19 protein-coding genes are annotated in these 17,401 nt (G+C 65.2%); 8 read left to right on the top strand and 11 right to left on the bottom strand.

The window, feature by feature from the left end; genetic code table 11:
• Positions 1-6: 6 nt before the first annotated feature.
• Positions 7-414 carry a TIGR03668 family PPOX class F420-dependent oxidoreductase gene (locus tag A5791_RS22720; protein WP_067241714.1) on the bottom strand — a complete coding sequence of 136 codons (408 nt, stop codon included), beginning with the start codon at positions 412-414 and terminating at the stop codon, positions 7-9.
• A 129-nt stretch (positions 415-543) separates the two neighbouring features.
• Here A5791_RS22720 and A5791_RS22715 point away from each other — a divergent pair, with 129 nt between their 5' ends.
• The 5 genes from A5791_RS22715 (at position 544) to A5791_RS22695 (ending at position 6,311) form a co-directional block, all read left to right on the top strand.
• Positions 544-1,005, top strand: a complete 462-nt coding sequence (locus A5791_RS22715; RefSeq protein ID WP_067241712.1) for a nuclear transport factor 2 family protein — start codon at positions 544-546, stop codon at positions 1,003-1,005.
• Positions 1,006-1,135: 130 nt separating this feature from the next.
• Positions 1,136-2,197 carry a S1C family serine protease gene (locus A5791_RS22710; protein ID WP_067241710.1) on the top strand — a complete coding sequence of 354 codons (1,062 nt, stop codon included), beginning with the start codon at positions 1,136-1,138 and terminating at the stop codon, positions 2,195-2,197.
• Positions 2,198-2,299: 102 nt separating this feature from the next.
• A complete protein-coding gene (gene treS, locus A5791_RS22705) occupies positions 2,300-4,099 on the top strand; it encodes a maltose alpha-D-glucosyltransferase (protein WP_156661556.1) in 1,800 nt (599 codons plus the stop codon).
• 133 nt (positions 4,100-4,232) lie between these two features.
• The gene (locus A5791_RS22700) at positions 4,233-5,594 is read left to right on the top strand and encodes a maltokinase (protein ID WP_067241706.1); all 1,362 of its coding nucleotides are present in this window, start codon (positions 4,233-4,235) and stop codon (positions 5,592-5,594) included.
• 9 nt (positions 5,595-5,603) lie between these two features.
• On the top strand, positions 5,604-6,311 hold the full coding sequence (locus A5791_RS22695) for a YoaK family protein (protein WP_067241703.1): 708 nt from the start codon (positions 5,604-5,606) through the stop codon (positions 6,309-6,311).
• A 74-nt stretch (positions 6,312-6,385) separates the two neighbouring features.
• Here A5791_RS22695 and ag85C read toward each other — a convergent pair whose 3' ends face one another.
• From ag85C to A5791_RS22665, 6 genes are all read right to left on the bottom strand, one after another.
• Positions 6,386-7,387, bottom strand: a complete 1,002-nt coding sequence (ag85C, locus tag A5791_RS22690) for a diacylglycerol acyltransferase/mycolyltransferase Ag85C (protein ID WP_067241701.1) — start codon at positions 7,385-7,387, stop codon at positions 6,386-6,388.
• A gap of 233 nt (positions 7,388-7,620) precedes the next feature.
• Positions 7,621-8,454, bottom strand: a complete 834-nt coding sequence (locus tag A5791_RS22685; RefSeq protein WP_067241698.1) for an ABC transporter permease — start codon at positions 8,452-8,454, stop codon at positions 7,621-7,623.
• Positions 8,444-9,274, bottom strand: coding sequence for an ATP-binding cassette domain-containing protein (locus A5791_RS22680; protein ID WP_067241696.1), 831 nt, complete (start codon positions 9,272-9,274; stop codon positions 8,444-8,446). Before A5791_RS22680 ends, A5791_RS22685 begins: the two co-directional genes overlap by 11 nt.
• Positions 9,271-9,732 (bottom strand): MarR family winged helix-turn-helix transcriptional regulator, encoded by a 462-nt coding sequence (locus A5791_RS22675; RefSeq protein ID WP_156661555.1) that lies wholly within the window; start codon positions 9,730-9,732, stop codon positions 9,271-9,273. The genes A5791_RS22680 and A5791_RS22675 overlap by 4 nt, the downstream gene beginning before the upstream one ends.
• Positions 9,733-9,911: 179 nt before the next feature.
• Positions 9,912-10,409: a metallophosphoesterase gene (locus A5791_RS22670; RefSeq protein WP_067241691.1), complete on the bottom strand. Its 498-nt coding sequence runs from the start codon at positions 10,407-10,409 to the stop codon at positions 9,912-9,914.
• A 118-nt stretch (positions 10,410-10,527) separates the two neighbouring features.
• Entirely contained in the window at positions 10,528-11,064 is a 537-nt protein-coding gene (locus A5791_RS22665) for a DUF4232 domain-containing protein (RefSeq protein WP_067241688.1), read from the bottom strand.
• 92 nt (positions 11,065-11,156) lie between these two features.
• Between A5791_RS22665 and A5791_RS22660 the strand changes: the two genes are divergently transcribed.
• A complete protein-coding gene (locus A5791_RS22660; RefSeq protein ID WP_067241685.1) occupies positions 11,157-11,612 on the top strand; it encodes a MaoC family dehydratase in 456 nt (151 codons plus the stop codon).
• A 12-nt stretch (positions 11,613-11,624) separates the two neighbouring features.
• Here the strand turns inward: A5791_RS22660 and A5791_RS22655 are convergent, their stop codons facing one another.
• The 3 genes from A5791_RS22655 to A5791_RS22645 form a co-directional block, all read right to left on the bottom strand.
• The gene (locus A5791_RS22655; RefSeq protein ID WP_067241683.1) at positions 11,625-12,920 is read right to left on the bottom strand and encodes an acyl-CoA dehydrogenase family protein; all 1,296 of its coding nucleotides are present in this window, start codon (positions 12,918-12,920) and stop codon (positions 11,625-11,627) included.
• Positions 12,921-13,025: 105 nt separating this feature from the next.
• Positions 13,026-13,397, bottom strand: a complete 372-nt coding sequence (locus tag A5791_RS22650; protein ID WP_067241681.1) for a nuclear transport factor 2 family protein — start codon at positions 13,395-13,397, stop codon at positions 13,026-13,028.
• Between the two features lie 350 nt (positions 13,398-13,747).
• A complete protein-coding gene (locus A5791_RS22645) occupies positions 13,748-14,860 on the bottom strand; it encodes a F420-dependent hydroxymycolic acid dehydrogenase (protein WP_067241679.1) in 1,113 nt (370 codons plus the stop codon).
• A 54-nt stretch (positions 14,861-14,914) separates the two neighbouring features.
• Here A5791_RS22645 and A5791_RS22640 point away from each other — a divergent pair, with 54 nt between their 5' ends.
• The gene (locus A5791_RS22640) at positions 14,915-15,520 is read left to right on the top strand and encodes a GNAT family N-acetyltransferase (RefSeq protein WP_067241676.1); all 606 of its coding nucleotides are present in this window, start codon (positions 14,915-14,917) and stop codon (positions 15,518-15,520) included.
• 12 nt (positions 15,521-15,532) lie between these two features.
• Here the strand turns inward: A5791_RS22640 and A5791_RS22635 are convergent, their stop codons facing one another.
• A complete protein-coding gene (locus tag A5791_RS22635; protein WP_067241674.1) occupies positions 15,533-16,231 on the bottom strand; it encodes a TetR family transcriptional regulator in 699 nt (232 codons plus the stop codon).
• A gap of 69 nt (positions 16,232-16,300) precedes the next feature.
• On the opposite strand from A5791_RS22635, the gene A5791_RS22630 reads away from it, so the two are divergent.
• Entirely contained in the window at positions 16,301-17,386 is a 1,086-nt protein-coding gene (locus A5791_RS22630; RefSeq protein WP_067241671.1) for a ferredoxin reductase, read from the top strand.
• Positions 17,387-17,401: the final 15 nt, after the last annotated feature.

Here is a 17,401-nt window from a genome sequence, read left to right as displayed (position 1 = left end):
AAATGCTCAGGCCTGCCAGCCGGCCCAGCGGCGCACCGTGACCACGATTACCGGCCCATCTAACGAAACCTCTTGATACTGAGCATATTTGGCGCGCAACAGCCAGTATCCGGTGCGCATCGCCTCGTCGTCGGTGTGGATCGTGGCGACACCGTCGGCGCGGACCCACCACAGCTGCGCCCAATCGTCGGTGTAGTGGTCGACGAGCAGGCTGACGTGCGGGTTGTGCTCGATGTTGGTCAGGCGGCGCAGCCGTTGCGTGGTCTTGGGCTTCGCGTCGACGGCGGTATAGATCCGATTTTGATCGACCGCGAACACCACCGGAACGACGTGCGGTGTGCCTTCGGGAGTGACGGTGGCCAGCCGCGCCACCGGGGACTGTGCGAACCTGACCGCCGGGTCGAATTGGCTCACCGGACCAGCTTAGAAGCCCGTCGTGCGGACGCGAGCAGACGCAGAATCGCACTGGGCGGCCGCGATTTGTGCGATTCCGCGTCTGCTCGCGCACAACCCGCACAAGTGGTGCCGCGCTAACTTAACTGCATGCAGGCCGAGGCGCAGATCGCAAACCTTCTCTACCGCTATGCCGAATGCATCGACACCGGCGACCTGGCGGCAGCGGCCGAGCTGTTCGAGCACGCCCGCATCCGCGTCGGCGGCCCCGACCCCGGCCGCGACACGGTCGATGCCACCCAACTGCTGGGTATCTGGAAGTCGCTGATCCGGCTCTATCCGGACGGGACGCCCCGGACCAAGCACGTGGTCAGCAACCCGATCATCCACGTCGACGAGCACGCCGGTACGGCCGACTGCCGCAGCTACTACACGGTGCTGCAGCAAACCGACGAGTTACCGTTGCAGACCATCGTCACCGGCCGCTACCACGACCGCTTCGAACGCGTAGAAGGCCAATGGCGGTACTCCTACCGCGACCTCACGCTCATCGACATGGTCGGTGACGTGAGTCACCACCTCACTCGTCCGATTGCGCCCACGGCCGGCTGACGCTGGGATTAGAACCGACGAGTTGGCTACCTGGACTACGGTGAACTAGACGGTGTCCGGCCCAGGCTGAAGGCCCAGAACCAAAGGCTGAGACAATTTTGATTCTTTCCCCGACGCAGGAGGTTACGGCATGAGCAAAGCGCACCACCGCTCCCTCAGGTGGTCATGGCGGGTCAGCCTGCTGGCCGCGGTGGGGCTGGGCCTCGGCCTGATCACCGCGCCGGCCCACGCCGGGACCCCTGGGACGCTGGCGCTCGACCGGTTCGGCGACCGACCTCCGCTACCGCTCGACGCAGCGTCGATGGTCGCGCCGCAGGTTGTCGACATCAGCACCAGGTTTGGCTACAACAACGCGGTGGGCGCCGGAACCGGCATCGTCATCGACCCCAACGGCGTCGTGCTGACCAACAATCACGTGATCTCCGGCGCCACCGACATCAGCGCGTTCAGCGTCGCCGACGGCCGCACCTACGGCGTCGACGTCGTCGGCTACGACCGCACCCAGGATGTCGCGGTGCTGCAGCTGCGCGGGGCCGGCGGCCTTCCGGCTGCCGCGATCGGCGGCGGCGTCACCGTCGGTGAGCCGTTGGTCGCGCTGGGCAATGCCGGTGGTGCCGGCGGAGCGCCCACGGCGGTGTCCGGGCGCGTCGTCGCGCTCAACCAGACCGTGCAGGCCACCGACACGCTGACCGGCGCCACCGAGACGCTGGGCGGGTTGATCCAGGTCGACGCGCCGATCAAGCCCGGTGACTCCGGTGGGCCTCTGGTCAACCAGGGCGGGCAAGTAGTCGGCGTGAACACCGCGGCCACCGAGAGCTACAAGATGTCCGGGGGGCAGGGCTTCGCGATTCCGATCGGTCAGGCGATGGGCGCGGCCAACGCGATCCGCGGCGGCGCCGGCTCCAACACCGTGCACATCGGCCCGACGGCCTTCCTCGGGATCGGTGTGGTGGACAGTAACGGCGGTGCGCGGGTCGAACGCGTGGTCGGCACCGGCCCCGCCGCGGGAGCCGGAATTTCCGTCGGCGACGTCATCACCGCGGTCGACGGTGTCCGGATCAACTCGGCCACCGCGATGACGGATGTGCTCGTCCCGCATCACCCCGGGGACACCATCGCTGTGACGCTGCGCACCAAGACCGGCGAGAACCGCACGGTGACCGTCGCGTTGGCTGATGGGCCGCCAGCCTGACGTCGCTATACTGGCCGGCCGCCCAATTCGATTGTGGCCGCACATGATTCCCGGCGTGATTCCCGAGGCCGCCCGTCGGGTACACGTGGCATCGTGGAATTGATGAACGACGCAAACCGCGCTGTCCACGTTGTCGAGCACCATTCCCACCATTCCGGAGAGGGCAGTCACGTTGAGGGTGGCGTCGTCGAGCACCCCAATGTGGAGGACTTCGGCAACGCCACCAAGCTGCCTGCCGACCCCACGTGGTTCAAGCACGCGGTCTTCTACGAGGTGTTGGTCCGCGCGTTTTTCGACGCCAGCGCGGACGGTTCCGGGGACTTGCGTGGACTGATCGAGCGGCTGGACTACCTGCAGTGGCTCGGCATCGACTGCATCTGGTTGCCGCCGTTCTACGACTCGCCGCTACGCGACGGCGGCTATGACATCCGGGACTTCTACAAGGTGCTGGACGAGTTCGGCACCGTCGACGACTTCGTGGCCCTGCTCGATGCCGCGCACCAGCGCGGAATCCGGGTAATCACCGATTTGGTGATGAATCACACATCGGAGTCGCATCCGTGGTTTCAGGAGTCACGCCGTGACCCCGACGGTCCATACGGTGACTACTACGTTTGGAGCGACACCAGCGAGAAGTACACCGACGCCCGGATCATCTTCGTCGACAGCGAAGAGTCGAACTGGACCTTCGACCCGGTGCGCCGCCAGTTCTACTGGCATCGGTTCTTCTCCCACCAGCCGGACCTGAACTACGAAAACCCGGCTGTGCAGGAAGCCATGATCGACGTCATCCGGTTCTGGCTGGGCCTGGGCATCGACGGCTTCCGGCTGGACGCGGTGCCCTACCTGTTCGAACGCGAAGGCACCAACTGCGAGAACCTGCCCGAGACGCATGCGTTCCTCAAGCGGGTCCGCAAAGTGGTCGACGACGAATTCCCCGGCCGGGTGCTGCTCGCCGAGGCCAATCAGTGGCCCGCCGATGTGGTCGAGTACTTCGGCGATGCGACCACCGGCGGCGACGAGTGCCACATGGCGTTTCACTTCCCGCTGATGCCACGAATCTTCATGGCGGTCCGCCGCGAGTCGCGCTTTCCGATATCGGAGATCCTGGCCCAGACGCCACCCATCCCGGACATGGCCCAGTGGGGGATCTTCCTGCGCAACCACGACGAGTTGACGCTGGAAATGGTCACCGACGAAGAACGCGACTACATGTACTCCGAGTACGCCAAGGATCCGCGGATGAAGGCGAATGTCGGCATCCGCCGCCGGTTGGCCCCGCTGCTGGACAACGACCGCAACCAGATCGAGCTGTTCACGGCGTTGCTGTTGTCGCTGCCCGGTTCGCCGGTGCTCTATTACGGCGATGAGATCGGCATGGGCGACGTGATCTGGCTGGGGGACCGCGACGGCGTCCGCACGCCGATGCAGTGGACGCCCGACCGCAACGCCGGCTTCTCCACCGCCAACCCCGGTCGCGTGTACCTGCCGCCCAGCCAGGACCCGGTGTACGGCTACCAGGCCGTCAACGTCGAGGCGCAGCGCGACACGTCGACGTCGCTGCTCAACTTCACCCGGACGATGCTGGCGGTGCGCCGCAGGCATGAGGCGTTCGCCGTCGGGGCGTTCCAGGAGTTGGGCGGATCCAACCCGTCGGTGCTTGCTTTCGTGCGGCAAGCGCCGGGTGAGCACGGCGACACGGTCCTGTGCGTCAACAACTTGTCGCGGTTTCCGCAGCCCATCGAACTGAACCTGCAGCATTGGAACAACTACACGCCCGTCGAGCTGACCGGACAGGTGAATTTCCCGCGCATTGGGCACCTGCCCTATCTGCTTACGCTGCCGGGACATGGGTTTTATTGGTTCCAGTTGTCAGAATCCGATGAGGAGCAGCACCCGTGACCGCGCTGGCGACGATGCAGTGGGGGCGCCCCCAGCCGCGCAGCGGCGAGGGGGACGTTAGCGATGCGGAGGAGCAGCGCCATATGGCTCCGCTGGCGACGATGCTGGGCGTAGCGATGAGGAGCAGCGTCAAATGACTTCTGCAGTCCAGTTGGCGGCGAAGCTGCCCTGGTCAGAGTGGCTTCCGCAGCAACGTTGGTATGCCGGCCGCAGTCGCGAACTGAAGACCGCCGAGGCGGCCGTGGTCGTCCCACTGCGGGAGAACCTCGACTTGGTACTGGTCGACGTCGCCTATACCGACGGATCGTCCGAGCGCTACCAGGTAATCGTGGGCTGGGATTCCGCGCCCATCTTCGAGTTCAGCACGGTGGCCACGATTGGCGCGGCCGACGATCGCACCGGCTTCGACGCGCTGTATGACGTGAGCGCGCCGCAATATCTGTTGTCGCTGATCGATTCGTCGGCCGTGCGAGAGTCGTCGGGCATCGAAGTGCGGTTTGCCCCGGAACCCGACGTCGAGCTCCCGGTGGAGGCATATCCGCGCGTGCTGGATGCCGAGCAGAGCAACACCAGCGTGATCTTCGACCCCCAGGCGATCCTCAAGGTGTTCCGCCGGGTCAGCCACGGCATCAACCCCGATATCGAACTGAGCAGGGTGCTGGGCCGCGCCGGCAATCCGCATGTGGCGCGTCTGCTCGGCATCTATGAGCTCACCGCACCGGGCCCATCGGATCAGGACGCTTGCCCGCTGGGCATGGTGACCGAATACGAACCCAACGCCGCCGAGGGCTGGGCGATGGCAACCGCCAGTGTCCGTGACCTGTTTGCGGAAGGCGACCTGTATGCCCACGAGGTCGGTGGCGATTTCGCCGGCGAGTCGTACCGGCTCGGCGAAGCCGTCGCCTCTGTCCACGCCACCCTCGCCGATCGCCTCGGAACCGCTCAGGCGGACTTTCCGGTGGACACCATGCTCGCGCGCCTGTCGTCGACGGTCGCGGCGGTCCCGGATCTGGGCCAGTACGCGGCCACGATCGAAGAGCAATTCCGCAAGCTCGCGGGTGAGCGGATCATGGTCCAGCGGGTGCACGGTGATCTGCACCTGGGGCAGGTGCTGCGCACCCCGGAGAGTTGGCTGTTGATCGACTTCGAAGGCGAACCCGGTCAGCCGCTGGACGAGCGGCGGGCGCCGGATTCACCGTTGCGCGACGTAGCCGGTGTCTTGCGCTCCTATGAGTACGCCGCTTATGGCCCCCTGGTCGACCACACTGGCGACAAACAGCGCGCCGCGCGCGCCCGGGAATGGGTCCAGCGCAACCACGCCGCGTTCTGCGACGGCTACGCGGCGGCCTCCGGCGTCGACCCACGCGATTCGGCGTTGCTGCTGGCCGCCTACGAGTTGGACAAGGCGGTTTACGAGACCGGTTACGAGGCGCGGCACCGGCCCGGATGGCTGCCGATCCCGCTGCGGTCGATCGCACGCCTCACCGCTGCTTAGGGTGGCAGGGTGGCTAACGAGATTTTCAACAGCGAGTCGCGGCTGTCCTGGGTGCTGGCAGCCCTGGCGGGGGTACTCGGGGCCACCGCGTTCACCCACTCCGCCGGCTATTTCGTGACGTTCATGACGGGCAACGCGCAACGCGCCATCCTCGGCTACTTCCGGAACGACGTGGTGTTGTCGGTGACGGCGGGGCTGTTGCTGCTGTGCTTCGTCTCCGGCGTCGTGGTCGCCTCGGTGTGCCGGCGCCATTTCTGGGTGGCGCACCCGCACGGCCCGACGGTGTTGACCACCTTCAGCCTGCTGCTCGCCACCGCGATCGACATCATCGTCGGCAAGTGGAGCCAGACTCAGCTTGATTTCATCCCGATCATGGTCGTGGTCTTCGGGGTTGGCGCCTTGAACACGTCGTTCGTCAAGAACGGCGAGGTCTCGGTGCCGCTCAGCTATGTCACCGGCACGCTGGTGAAAATGGGCCAAGGCATCGAACGTCACATCGCCGGCGGACAGGCGGCGGACTGGCTCGGCTACTTTCTGCTGTTGAGCAGCTTCGTTCTCGGGGCCACGGTCGGGGGTGTGATCAGCATGTTCGTCAGCGGAACCCAGATGCTCGGGATGGCCGCGATCGTGTGCGCGTTGACGACTGCTTACACCTACTTTCACCAGGACCGCCGCGCTCTGCTGGAGAGCAGCCAAGAACAGGAAAAGGTGGAGTAGCGGCAAAAAGCATCGGCAGCAGCGCTGGCCGTTGCACTGCTGCCGATGCCGGCTTGAGATATTTTGGGCGGCCGCTACGCGGCGTTACCGCCCGCGTTGAGCACCTGCAGGATGTCCGGCTTCATGGCCATCAGCTGCTGGTTCCAGTACGGCCACGAGTGCGTCCCGTTGGTGGGGAAATTGAACACGCCGTTGTGTCCGCCCGACGCCGCGTATGTGCTCTGGAAGGCCTGGTTGGTGCGCAGCGTGAGGCCTTCCAGGAACTTCGCCGGCATGTTGTCGCCGCCGAGGTCGCTCGGTGTGCCGTTGCCGCAGTAGACCCAGATCCGGGTGTTGTTGGCGACCAGCCGGGGAATCTGGACCATCGGGTCGTTGCGCTTCCAGGCCGGGTCGGTGGACGGTCCCCACATGCTGTTGGCGTTGTAGCCGCCGGCGTCGTTCATCGCCAGACCGATCAGTGTCGGCCACCAGCCCTCGGACGGGTTGAGGAAGCCCGACAGGGAAGCGGCGTAGGGGAACTGCTGTGGGTAGTAAGCCGCCAGGATCAGCGCCGCGCCGCCCGACATCGAAAGGCCCACTGCCGCATTGCCAGCCGGCGACACCTGCTTGTTGGCCTGCAGCCAGGCGGGCATCTCCTGAGTCAGGAACGTCTCCCACTTGTAGGTGTAGTTCTGGCCGTTGCCCTGCGACGGCTGGTACCAGTTGCTGTAGAAGCTGGACTGGCCGCCGACCGGCATGACGACCGACAGGCCGGACTGGTAGAACTCCTCGAAGGCGGGGGTGTTGATGTCCCAGCCGTTGTAATCGTCTTGTGCCCGAAGGCCGTCGAGCAAGTAGATCGCGTGTTGACCGCCGCCTTGGAACTGGACTTTGATGTTGCGGCCCATCGATGCTGATGGCACTTGCAGGTATTCCACTGGCAGGCCCGGCTTGGAGAACGCCCCCGCGGTCCCGGTGCCACCGACGAAGGCGACCAGACCGGATAACAGGGCAGCGCCTACAGCTGCGATAGCCAGCCGGCGCGGCCAAGTTGCCGTGGCGCCGCGTAACTTTCGCATCTCTTCGAAGAACGACATAGCTCCCTACCCATCTCGACTTGTCTGCCGCGCGCTGCGGTGAAACTTGCTCTGGGCGAGTCAAACACAGGGAGACTGCGTAGTTCGGGTGTCACGGCCGGGGTACGACGTCGCGGTTGGCTAACGATTGGGCGTCGGCACGGACTCGAACATGCCACATCGCTGAGCACGAGCAGACGCAAAATCACCCATTTCGTGCCGAAATGAGGTGCTTTTGCGTCTGCTCGCCGGAGCTAGGCGACCAAGCGGCGCAACAGCGTTGACGCTGTGACGATGCCAAGCACCGCCGCCACCAGCAGCACCACGATGTCCAGCGGGTTGAACGGTGTGCCGATCAGCAGTGCGCGCAGTGCGTCGACCTCGTAGCTCAGCGGGTTGACCCGGCTCAGCATGTGTAGCCAGGCCGGCATCACGTCGACCGGGTAAAGGGCGTTGGAGGCGAAGAACAACGGCATGGTGATCGCTTGTCCGATACCCATCAGGCGATCGCGATTGCGAACCAGTCCCGCCAGTGTCATCGACAGGCATGCGAAGAACCCGGCACCGAGCATCACCGTGCCCATCGCCGCCAGGATCCGCAGCGGATTGACGGTCAGGCCGACGTTCATCAGATAGGCCAGCGCCAGCACGCCGACGACCTGGGCGACCGATCGCACGCCGGCTGCGAATGCCTTGCCGGTGATCAGTGCCGACGGCGGCGCCGGGGTCACCATGATCTTGGCCAGAATGCCGGCGTCGCGATCCCAAATGATCTGTATCCCATAGAAAATCGAGATGAACAGTGCCGATTGCGCGATGATCCCCGGCGCCAGGAACGCCAGGTAGGAGACCGGCCCGGTGTTGATGACGCGCAAGTGGCTGAAGGTGGTCCCGAAGATCAACAGCCACAGCGCCGGTTGCACCATCCGGGTGACGAGCTCGGTGCGGTCGTGTTGCAGCTTCTGCAGTTCCACGATTGCGAACGTGCTGATGCGGCTCAACGTAGCCGCGACCCGTTGCCAACCGTGCGGGGCACCGACGAGAGTCACCGCAGGAACGTTGTCTGTGACGGCGGGGTCAACCTGCACGGCGGGCAACCTTTCTGCTGGAACGGATTTCGCGCATGCCGGGTGATTCCTCGGCCACGTCGCCCAACCCGGAAGCCGCGTAGTGGCGAAACACATCCTCGAGCGTGGCTTGCGCCGAGCCGTTGGGTATCTGGGTCTTCAACTTGGCGGGAGTTCCCACGGCCCTTAACACGCCTTTATGCATCAGCGCGACCCGATCACACAATGCGTCGGCCTCTTCCATGTAATGGGTGGTGAGCAGCACCGTCATGCCGAACCGCCGCTGCATGTTCTGCACTTGAGCCCATACCCGGTCACGTGCGATCGGATCCAGGCCCACGGTCGGCTCGTCGAGCACCAGCAGCGAGGGCCGGTTCACCAGCGCCTGGGCCACTTCCAGGCGGCGGATCATGCCACCCGAGTACGTCGCTGCCAGCCGGTCTCCCACATCGAGTAGGTCCATCGCCTCCAGCGCCTGATTCACCCGTTCGGTCCGATCGGCGCGCTGCACTCCGTACAACCGCGCGAACCACTGCACGTTCTGCCGGCCGGTCAGCGCCGGTTCGATCGAAAGCTGTTGGGGCACATAGCCGATGTTGCTTCGAATGTCCATGGTCTGATGGCGGGCGTCCATTCCGAAGATGCGCAATTCGCCCTGCTGCACCGGGGTCAACGTGGTCAGCATCTTCACCAACGTCGTCTTTCCGGCGCCGTTGGGTCCCAGCAGGCCCATCGTTTCGCCCGGCCGTACCTGCAGCGTCAGGTCGTCGACGGCGGCGAACCGGCCATAGCGAAAGGTCAAGTGCCGGCAGTCGATCGCCATCGGCAGTGATCCGGTCATGAATGTCGCTCCTGCAATCGTCGGGTCATCGTGTCAAGGACCTCCAATCCCTTTGTCAGGGCTTCGATTTGGTCGTCGTCAAGGTCGCCTAGCATCTCGGACAGCACGCCTCGCCGCGCGGCGCGGGACGCGTCGACGATCTGCTGGGCGGGCTCGGCGAGCCGCAACTGGCAGATGCGACGGTCGGCTTCGCCGACGGTCCGTACCAACAAGCCGTTGGCCACCAGCTTGGAGACGAGTGTCGAGGCGGTGTTGGGGACCAAGCCGAGTTCGGCGGCGGCGGCGCTGACCGAGATCCCGGGCCGGCGGCCGACGAGCCACAACAGCTCCGACTGTGACTCGGACAGGCGGGTGGAGTCGAACCCGCGACCGGCCGACCGGCGCAGCTGCCGACGGAATCTGCCCACGACGCCGAACACGTCGGCGACCAGGTCGGTTTGAGACTTCACTGTTTCGATAATACCTCTGTATACGAGCTATCTATATGTGCCCGCTGTGTATGGGCTGGGGTTTTGCGTGTGAATCGTGGGCTTCGGGTGTGCAACCTGGGCGGAAATGCGTGCCGGTTTCCGCCCCACGCTCACGCGCAACGCCGTCAATTCACACCGAACGCCCGCTTCGGCGGATGCTCGTCTAGCTACTTCTCGACTCGGTGCAGTACCACATTGTCAAGTGACCCGTTTCGCGCCTCGGCAGTCATGTAGCTGCAAAACGGCTGGCGGCGGCGATCGGTCGGAGAGCCGGGATTCAGCAGGCGCAGGCCCGTTTCCGTCGTCGTATCCCAGGGGATGTGGCTGTGCCCGAACACCAGGACGTCGCTGTCGGGATACAGCCGCGCCATGCGGGTTTCACGCCCGGACGCGGCGCCGGTCTCATGCACGACGGTGAAACGCAGACCCGCCAGCGTCACATCGGCGCGTTCGGGCAGCCGGGCCCGCAAGCCGGGGCCGTCGTTGTTTCCCCAGCATGCGACCAGCCGGGCTGCCCTGGATTCCAGCTCGTCGAGCAGTTCCGGCACCACCCAATCCCCGGCGTGGAACACGACGTCTCCTTTCTCGACCTCGTCCCATACCTGTGCCGGCAGGTTGCGCGCGCGTCGCGGAACGTGCGTGTCAGCGATCAGGAGCAGCCTCACCCTGTCATCTTGCGCCGTCGTTACGGTCGCTAACTCTGCTGGCTGCCCGCTTCGCCGGCGTCGATGCCGTCATCGGGCACATTCCCCGAGGCTCACCGTGAAACCGCGGGGTTGACGTTCAGTCGGCGGTCAGCAGGTGGACCTGCAGATTGCACAGACCCTCGTTGGGTCCGATCGAGACGGGGATGTCAAACGTCTGCCACGTTCCCGGCGGTATCACCTGTAGGGGTACGGAAATGGGGGCCGACCCATAGGTGCGGCAGTCCGGGTCTTGCGGTGTGCCTGTTGCGACCCATTCGACCATCGCATGTGCGCCGTGGCCGGGCACCAGGGTCGCCGTCGTGCCGGGCGTCCCGCCGCCCAGGTATCCCTGCGGTGTCGGCTTGGCCTGGATTTGGGTTCCGGCCGGTACCAGGGCGACGACCGCCGGATAGCCCGACAGCTGACAGGCGCTGACGTCCGGTTGCACCGTGAAATTCAGCTGGACGGCGCGGTGACCCACCCCAGCCTGCTGCGGGGCCGCGGCTACCGAGAGCTGCTGGATGTCACACGGCGCGATCTCCGGGTCGGCATGGGCGGCACCCGCGGGGCCCAGCGCCGTCGCGGTGACTGTCAGCCACACCGCTGCCGCCAAGAAGGCCTGCGTTGTTCTCATAGCCTGTCCTTTGTAGTCGGTTGCAGGCTCCCGCGCCAGGGTCGCGGCTGCCGAATGGCACGATGTTGATCACCCAAGCAGAGGAGAGACCCATGCGCACCTTCGAGTCAGTCGCCGACCTGGCCGCCGCTGCGGGCGAGACCATCGGGCAGAGCGACTGGGTGACCATCACGCAAGAAGACGTCAACAAGTTCGCCGACGCGACAGGTGATCACCAGTGGATCCACGTCGATCCGGAGCGAGCGGCCAAGGGCCCCTTCGGCACGACCATCGCGCACGGCTTCATGACGCTGTCACTGTTGCCGCGGCTGCAGCATCAGATGTACACCGTCAACGGCATCAAGCTGGCAATCAACTACGGCCTCAACAAGGTTCGGTTCCCCGCGCCGGTGCCGGTCGGCTCCCGGGTGCGCGCGACGAGCTCGCTGGTCAGTGCCGACGATGTCGGCAACGGTGCGGTGCAGGCGACGGTGTCGACGACTGTGGAGATCGACGGATCGGCCAAGCCTGCTTGCGTGGCCGAAAGCGTCGTCCGCTACGTCACGTAGCGGCCGCAGCACTCAGTATTCGGCAATGGCGTGTTCCAGGCGTTCGGCCAGCCGGGCCTGGGCTTCGGCGCGCCGGGTCGGGATGTGCTGCGACGGGAATGGCGTTGTCACCGGCTGATATTCGCGCAGGGTGCGACGGGCCACGGTCATCTTATGCAGCTCGGTGGCGCCGTCGGCGATGCCCAGTGACTCAGCACCGATCAGCATCTTCACGAACGGCATCTCGTCGGACACGCCGAGCGCGCCATGCAGGTGCATCGCCCGTTGCGCCACATCGTGCAGCACTTGGGGCATCGCGACCTTCACCGCCGCGATGTCACGACGGACCTTCTGGTAATCGTCGTGCTTGTCGATCAGCCAGGCGGTGCGCAACACCAGGAGCCGGAACTGCTCGATCTGGATCCAGCTGTCGGCGATCTTCTCCTGGGTCATCTGGAGATCGGCCAACCGCCCGTGCCGGGTCTGCCGCGACACCGCGCGTTCGCACATCATGTCAAAAGCCTTGCGGGCCAGCGCGATTGTGCGCATCGCGTGATGGATGCGACCACCGCCGAGCCGCGTCTGCGCGATCATGAAGGCCTTGCCCTCACCGCCGAGCACGTGGTCGGCGGGAACCCGGACATTGTTGTAGCGGACGTAGGCGTGGCTGGCGTGCTTCGCCGACTCAGCGCCCACACCCACATTGCGCACGATCTCGATGCCGGGTGTCTCGGCCGGCACGATGAACAGCGACATCTTGTCGTAGGTGCGTGACTCGGGATTCGTGACGGCCATGACGATGAAGAACGACGCGTGCTTGGCGTTGGTGGAAAACCACTTCTCCCCGTTGATGATCCAGTCGTCACCGTCGCGCGTCGCGGCCGTGACGAACATCCCGGGATCGGAACCGCCTTGCGGTTCGGTCATCGAATAGCAGGAGGTGATCTCGCCGTCGAGCAGCGGCTGCAGATAGCGGGCCTTCTGCTGGTCGGTGCCGAACAGCGCGAGAATCTCGGCGTTGCCGGAATCCGGTGCCTGACAGCCGAATACCGACGGCGCCCAGCGCGACCTCCCGAGTATCTCGTTGAGCAGCGCGAGCTTCACCTGACCGAATCCCTGACCGCCCAGCTCGGGCCGTAGATGCGCGGCCCACAGCCCCTGTTCCTTCACCTGCTGCTGCAGCGGCCGCAGGATCGCCATCGTCTCCGGGTTCTTCTTGTCGTACGGGTCGAGGGCGACCAGATCGAGCGGCTCGAGTTCGTCGACCATGAATTTTTCGACCCAGTCCAGCTTCGCCTGGTATTCCGGGTCCGTTTCGAAGTCCCACACCGTCGGCAACCATTCCCCAGTGCAGCGTCGCACCGGCTCTGTGTGAATTTGTCCCGTGCATGTCGCACCGGGCCTTGATCATCGTAAAGCCGATCCGACGGGGTGCTATACCGGCCGAATGTCCGACGGTGACCAGAAGGCGCGCATCGAGGTGATCTTGGCGTCCTCGTCGAACGTCATCAGCGAGATGGGCGACATTCGGCTGCGATTGTCGCCCGCATGGAGTGTGAGGTGCCAGAGGAAGGCGACTTCATGGCCGCACACCCGAAGCTCGACGAGTTCGGTCTCCTTCTTGAGGTCCTGGACGTTCGCGTAGAATTCGTGGATCGCGTCATGGCCGCGCCGGAGATCGGATCCGATCGGGTCCTCGAGGGTGGCGTCGCCGGCGTAAAGAGCCACGACATTGTCAGCCGTGCCCGTGGCGACGAGTTCGAGGTAGCGCTTGACGGTTTGTGCGATGGCTTCCTGGGATGGCATGGCCTGGGACGCTACACGGTTGCCGTTCGATGCGGACTACCTTGTCTCGACATGGGGGTAGTACTACGGCGCAACCTTCTTCTGGTCACCACTAGCCAGTAGCTCGATCGATGCGCGAACTCGTCGGCGAAGAACTAAGCGCTGCATCGCCCACTTGTCACTCGAAGCCATGGATGGCGCGTATTGCTCAAACCAGCGAATTCAATGTGTACTGACGGCTTTCATTGTGTACGTAGGGCTTTCAGCGTGCGTCTAGGGCGGGAATCCGCGTGAATTGTCCGCCCAGGCTGCACTCCCAAAGCCAAGGATTCACACGCAAAGTCCCCGAGACTACGCGTGCCGCGCACAGCTCAGTGCAGTTTGGGTAGCACGTTGGTGCGGTAGAAGTCGATGGCGGCTATGGGATCCTGCTGGGGGAAGTGCAGAAAGGGAACGGCTCCGACGTCGAGAACCGCTTGCACCGCGCGGATGTGAATGGCGGGGTCGGTGCCGACAGTCCAGTTCGCCAGCACCTTCTCGGTGGGGTGGGATTCGGCAGCCCGCTGGATCTCGACGGGATTGGGCTGGTCGACGGCTCCGGCGGTGAACCGCCACAATGCGGCGGCCTGGGCGGCCGTGCTCTGGTCTCCGACCACGGCAAAGAGTTCGGCGCGTTTGCCCATTTTGGCCGGATCGTGCCCGGCGGTTCGCGCGCCCGCGCTGAACGCGTCGAGCAGCTTCGGGCTCTCCAGCTCGCGAACCTGGGTGATCCAGCCGTCGCCGTACTGGCCGGCCAACCGAGCGCTCTTCGGCCCGCTGGCCGCGACGAAGATCGGCGGCGGCGTGGATGGCAGATCGTAGAGCTTCAACGAGTTGGTCTGGAAATACCGGCCACTGAACGAGATTCGCTCACCGCTCCACAGCTGGCGGATCAGCTCGATCGCCTCGATCAGCCGGTCATGACGCTCGGCATAGCGGCCGAACGTGTTGGTGGCGGCCTGTTCGTTGAGCCGCTCTCCGGTGCCCAGCCCGAGGAACACCCGTCCGGGGCTGAGAATGGCCAGCGAGGCGAATGCCTGGGCCACAATCGCCGGATGGTAGCGGTAGGTCGGACATGTCACTCCGGTGCCAAATGAGATGCGGCTGGTGCTGTTCGCCACCAGCGCCAGCGTCAGCCACGGAAACATCGAGTGCCCCTCGTTGTCCTGCCACGGCTGAAGGTGGTCGCTGGCCCACACGTGCTGAAAGCCGGCCCGTTCGGCGGCTTGGGCTTGTGCCACCAGTTGATCGGTGCGAAATTGCTCGTGCGACAACACAACTCCCACGTTCTTGCTTGGTGGCGCGGGCGGTGCCGGTGCAGGTGAGGACGACGGCGCCGCCGGTGTCTTGCGGTTGGTGGCACAGGCGCCGGCTAACCCGCCGGCACCGACTACGCCCATCCCGGCCGCTATCGCACCGAACGTCCGTCTTGAGAACCCGGTCATCGCTGCGGAATACCCCTCGGCACACCGGCCACACCTGCGGCTACCCTGACTTGGGTGACCCCGCAGGCACGGCCGGCACTGAAAACCGATGTGCGCATGCTGGCACAAACGCTGGCCCGCGCCTTCTATGACGACCCGGTCATGTTGTGGCTGCTTCCCGACGACAAGTCCCGGATTGCCCATCTGCGCCGGTTGTTCGCGACGATGACGCGCCATCACCACTTGTCTCGCGGCGGCGTCGAGGTTGCCTGCGCCGAGTCCGGCATCGGCGCGGCCGCATTGTGGGATCCACCGCAGCAGTGGGAGGAAACGCGTCGCGGGAAGCTTGCGATGGTGCCGACATTCGTGCGGGTGTTCGGCCGCCGGGTGGCAATAGGAAGTGCCGTGCAGGAAGTGATGAAGCGCGCGCATCCCGAAGAGCCGCACTGGTACCTCGCCGTCATCGGCAGCGACCCGACAGTGCGCGGCCAGGGCTACGGTCAGGTGTTGATGCGGTCTCGGCTGCAGCGCTGCGACGCCGAATACTGCCCGGCGTACCTGGAGTCCTCCAAGCCCGAAAATGTGCCGTACTACGAGCGTTTCGGCTTCACGGTCACCGGTGAGATCAGGCTGCCCCATGGTGGCCCGCCGATCTGGCCGATGTGGCGCGAACCGCGGTAACGGCCGCCTCGCTCAGGGGGTGCTGCGCCAGCCGGCCACGCCGATGGCGATCATGCGCAGCTGCTTTACGGCGATCCGGTGAATCTCGTTCAGCGCTTCGGCGCTCTGGGCGTCCTCGATGGCCTCGGCGGTGACGATCATGGCGTTGACGAAGAGGCTTGCCAGCACGTTGAGATCTTCTGTGCTCCATTCGTTCAACCGCGGGAAGCGCGCCAGGTCGGTGGCCAGCTCCGAGGTGATCAGCCGGATCTCGGTGCGAATCGCATAGCGAAGCACCGAAACGCCGGTCGAGCGTTCCCGTGCGATGAAGCGCCAGTGTTCACGCTGTTCGGCCACGCTGCCGACCAGGATCTCGACGGACGACTCGATGACGCGGCTGGGGTCGAGCTTGCCGGTGCGCGCTCCGCGCAGTGTGTCACGCAGGCTGCGAAACGACTCGTCGATCAGGACGAGTCCGAGGGCCTCCATCGATTCGAAGTGACGGTAGAAGGCCGCGGGCACGATGCCGGCCTCCCGGGTGACCTCGCGCAAGCTGAGGTTGCTGAAGCTGCGGTCGTTGAGCAACTTGAGCGCTGCGGAGATGATGGCGCGCCGCGTGGCCTCTTTGCGCTCCTCGCGGGAACGGCTGTCCCGGCCCTTCTCAAGAGCCCTGTCCCGGGCCTTGTCGCTGCCGGAGCGTCGGGTGTGTGAGCTAGGAGTACGACTGTTCACTATGTGAACCGTAACACAGAGCTGCCGAAACCCTTGACCACCTGCGCAGGACGGTGTCACGGTGTACACATGTTCACTCAAACTTTCACTCGGACGATCGCCCGGCGAGTCCTGAGTTCTGACCTTGTTGATCTGCTCACCGGCCCACACGGCGTCGACCGGTACACCGAGCTTGTGACGCCGACGTGGACGTCGGGGGAAGCCCGCGCCAAGGTGATCGACGTGCGGCGCACCACCCCGCGCAGCGTCACCCTGACGCTGGCTCCGAACGCCGCGTTCACTGACCGCAACACTGTCAAGGCGGGCCAGTTCGTCAACGTGACCGTCGAGATCGACGGCCGCATGCACTCGCGCTGCTACTCGCCGGCCAACGTGGAAGGCAGCGGGCAGCTCGAGCTGACGATCGGCCACCACGACGGCGGGCTGGTGTCGAACTACCTGTACGAGCGCGCCCGGCGCGGCATGGTGGTGGGCCTGTACGGTGTCGGCGGCGACTTCGTGTTGCCAGAGCAACGTCCGCGGCGGATCCTGTTCGTCTCCGGCGGCAGTGGCATCACTCCCGTCATGGCGATGCTTCGCACGCTGGTCGCCGAGGGCCATTTGAAGAACGAGGGCAGCGAGATCGCCTTCGTGCACTACGCCCGAGCGGCTCAGGAAGCCTGCTACCGCGATGAGCTGGCCACGTTGGCCGGGGTTCGGGTGTTGCACGGGTACACCCGATCGGACGCCGGAGACCTGGCCGGCCGCTTCGGAGCGGAGCATCTGGCTGCCGCGATGCCGTCGCCCGACGCGGTGTTCGTCTGCGGGCCAACGCCTTTGGTCGAGGCGGTCAAAGAACACTGCGAGAACGTGTACACCGAGAGCTTCGTGCCCCCGGTGTTCGAGCCGCCGGCGAATCCATCGGGCGGCCGAATCACCTTCGCGGACAGCGGGGTTGACATCGTCGACGACGGACGCTCGCTGCTGGAGCAAGCCGAATCGGCCGGCCTCAAACCGCAAAACGGATGCCGGATGGGCATCTGCCACACCTGCACTCGGCGCAAGGTCTCGGGTGCGGTGCGCAATCTGACCACCGGTGCCGTCTCGACCGGACCCGACGAAGACGTGCAGATCTGCGTGACCGTCCCCGTCGGCGACGTCGATATCGCCCTTTAGCCCGTCGCCACGAAA

Origin of the sequence: Mycobacterium sp. 852002-51163_SCH5372311, assembly GCF_001667115.1 — a bacterium.
Taxonomy (GTDB): Bacteria; Actinomycetota; Actinomycetes; order Mycobacteriales; family Mycobacteriaceae; genus Mycobacterium.
The sequence above is the reverse complement of the archived record's forward strand: the minus strand, read 5'-3'. Positions and strand labels throughout refer to the sequence as shown.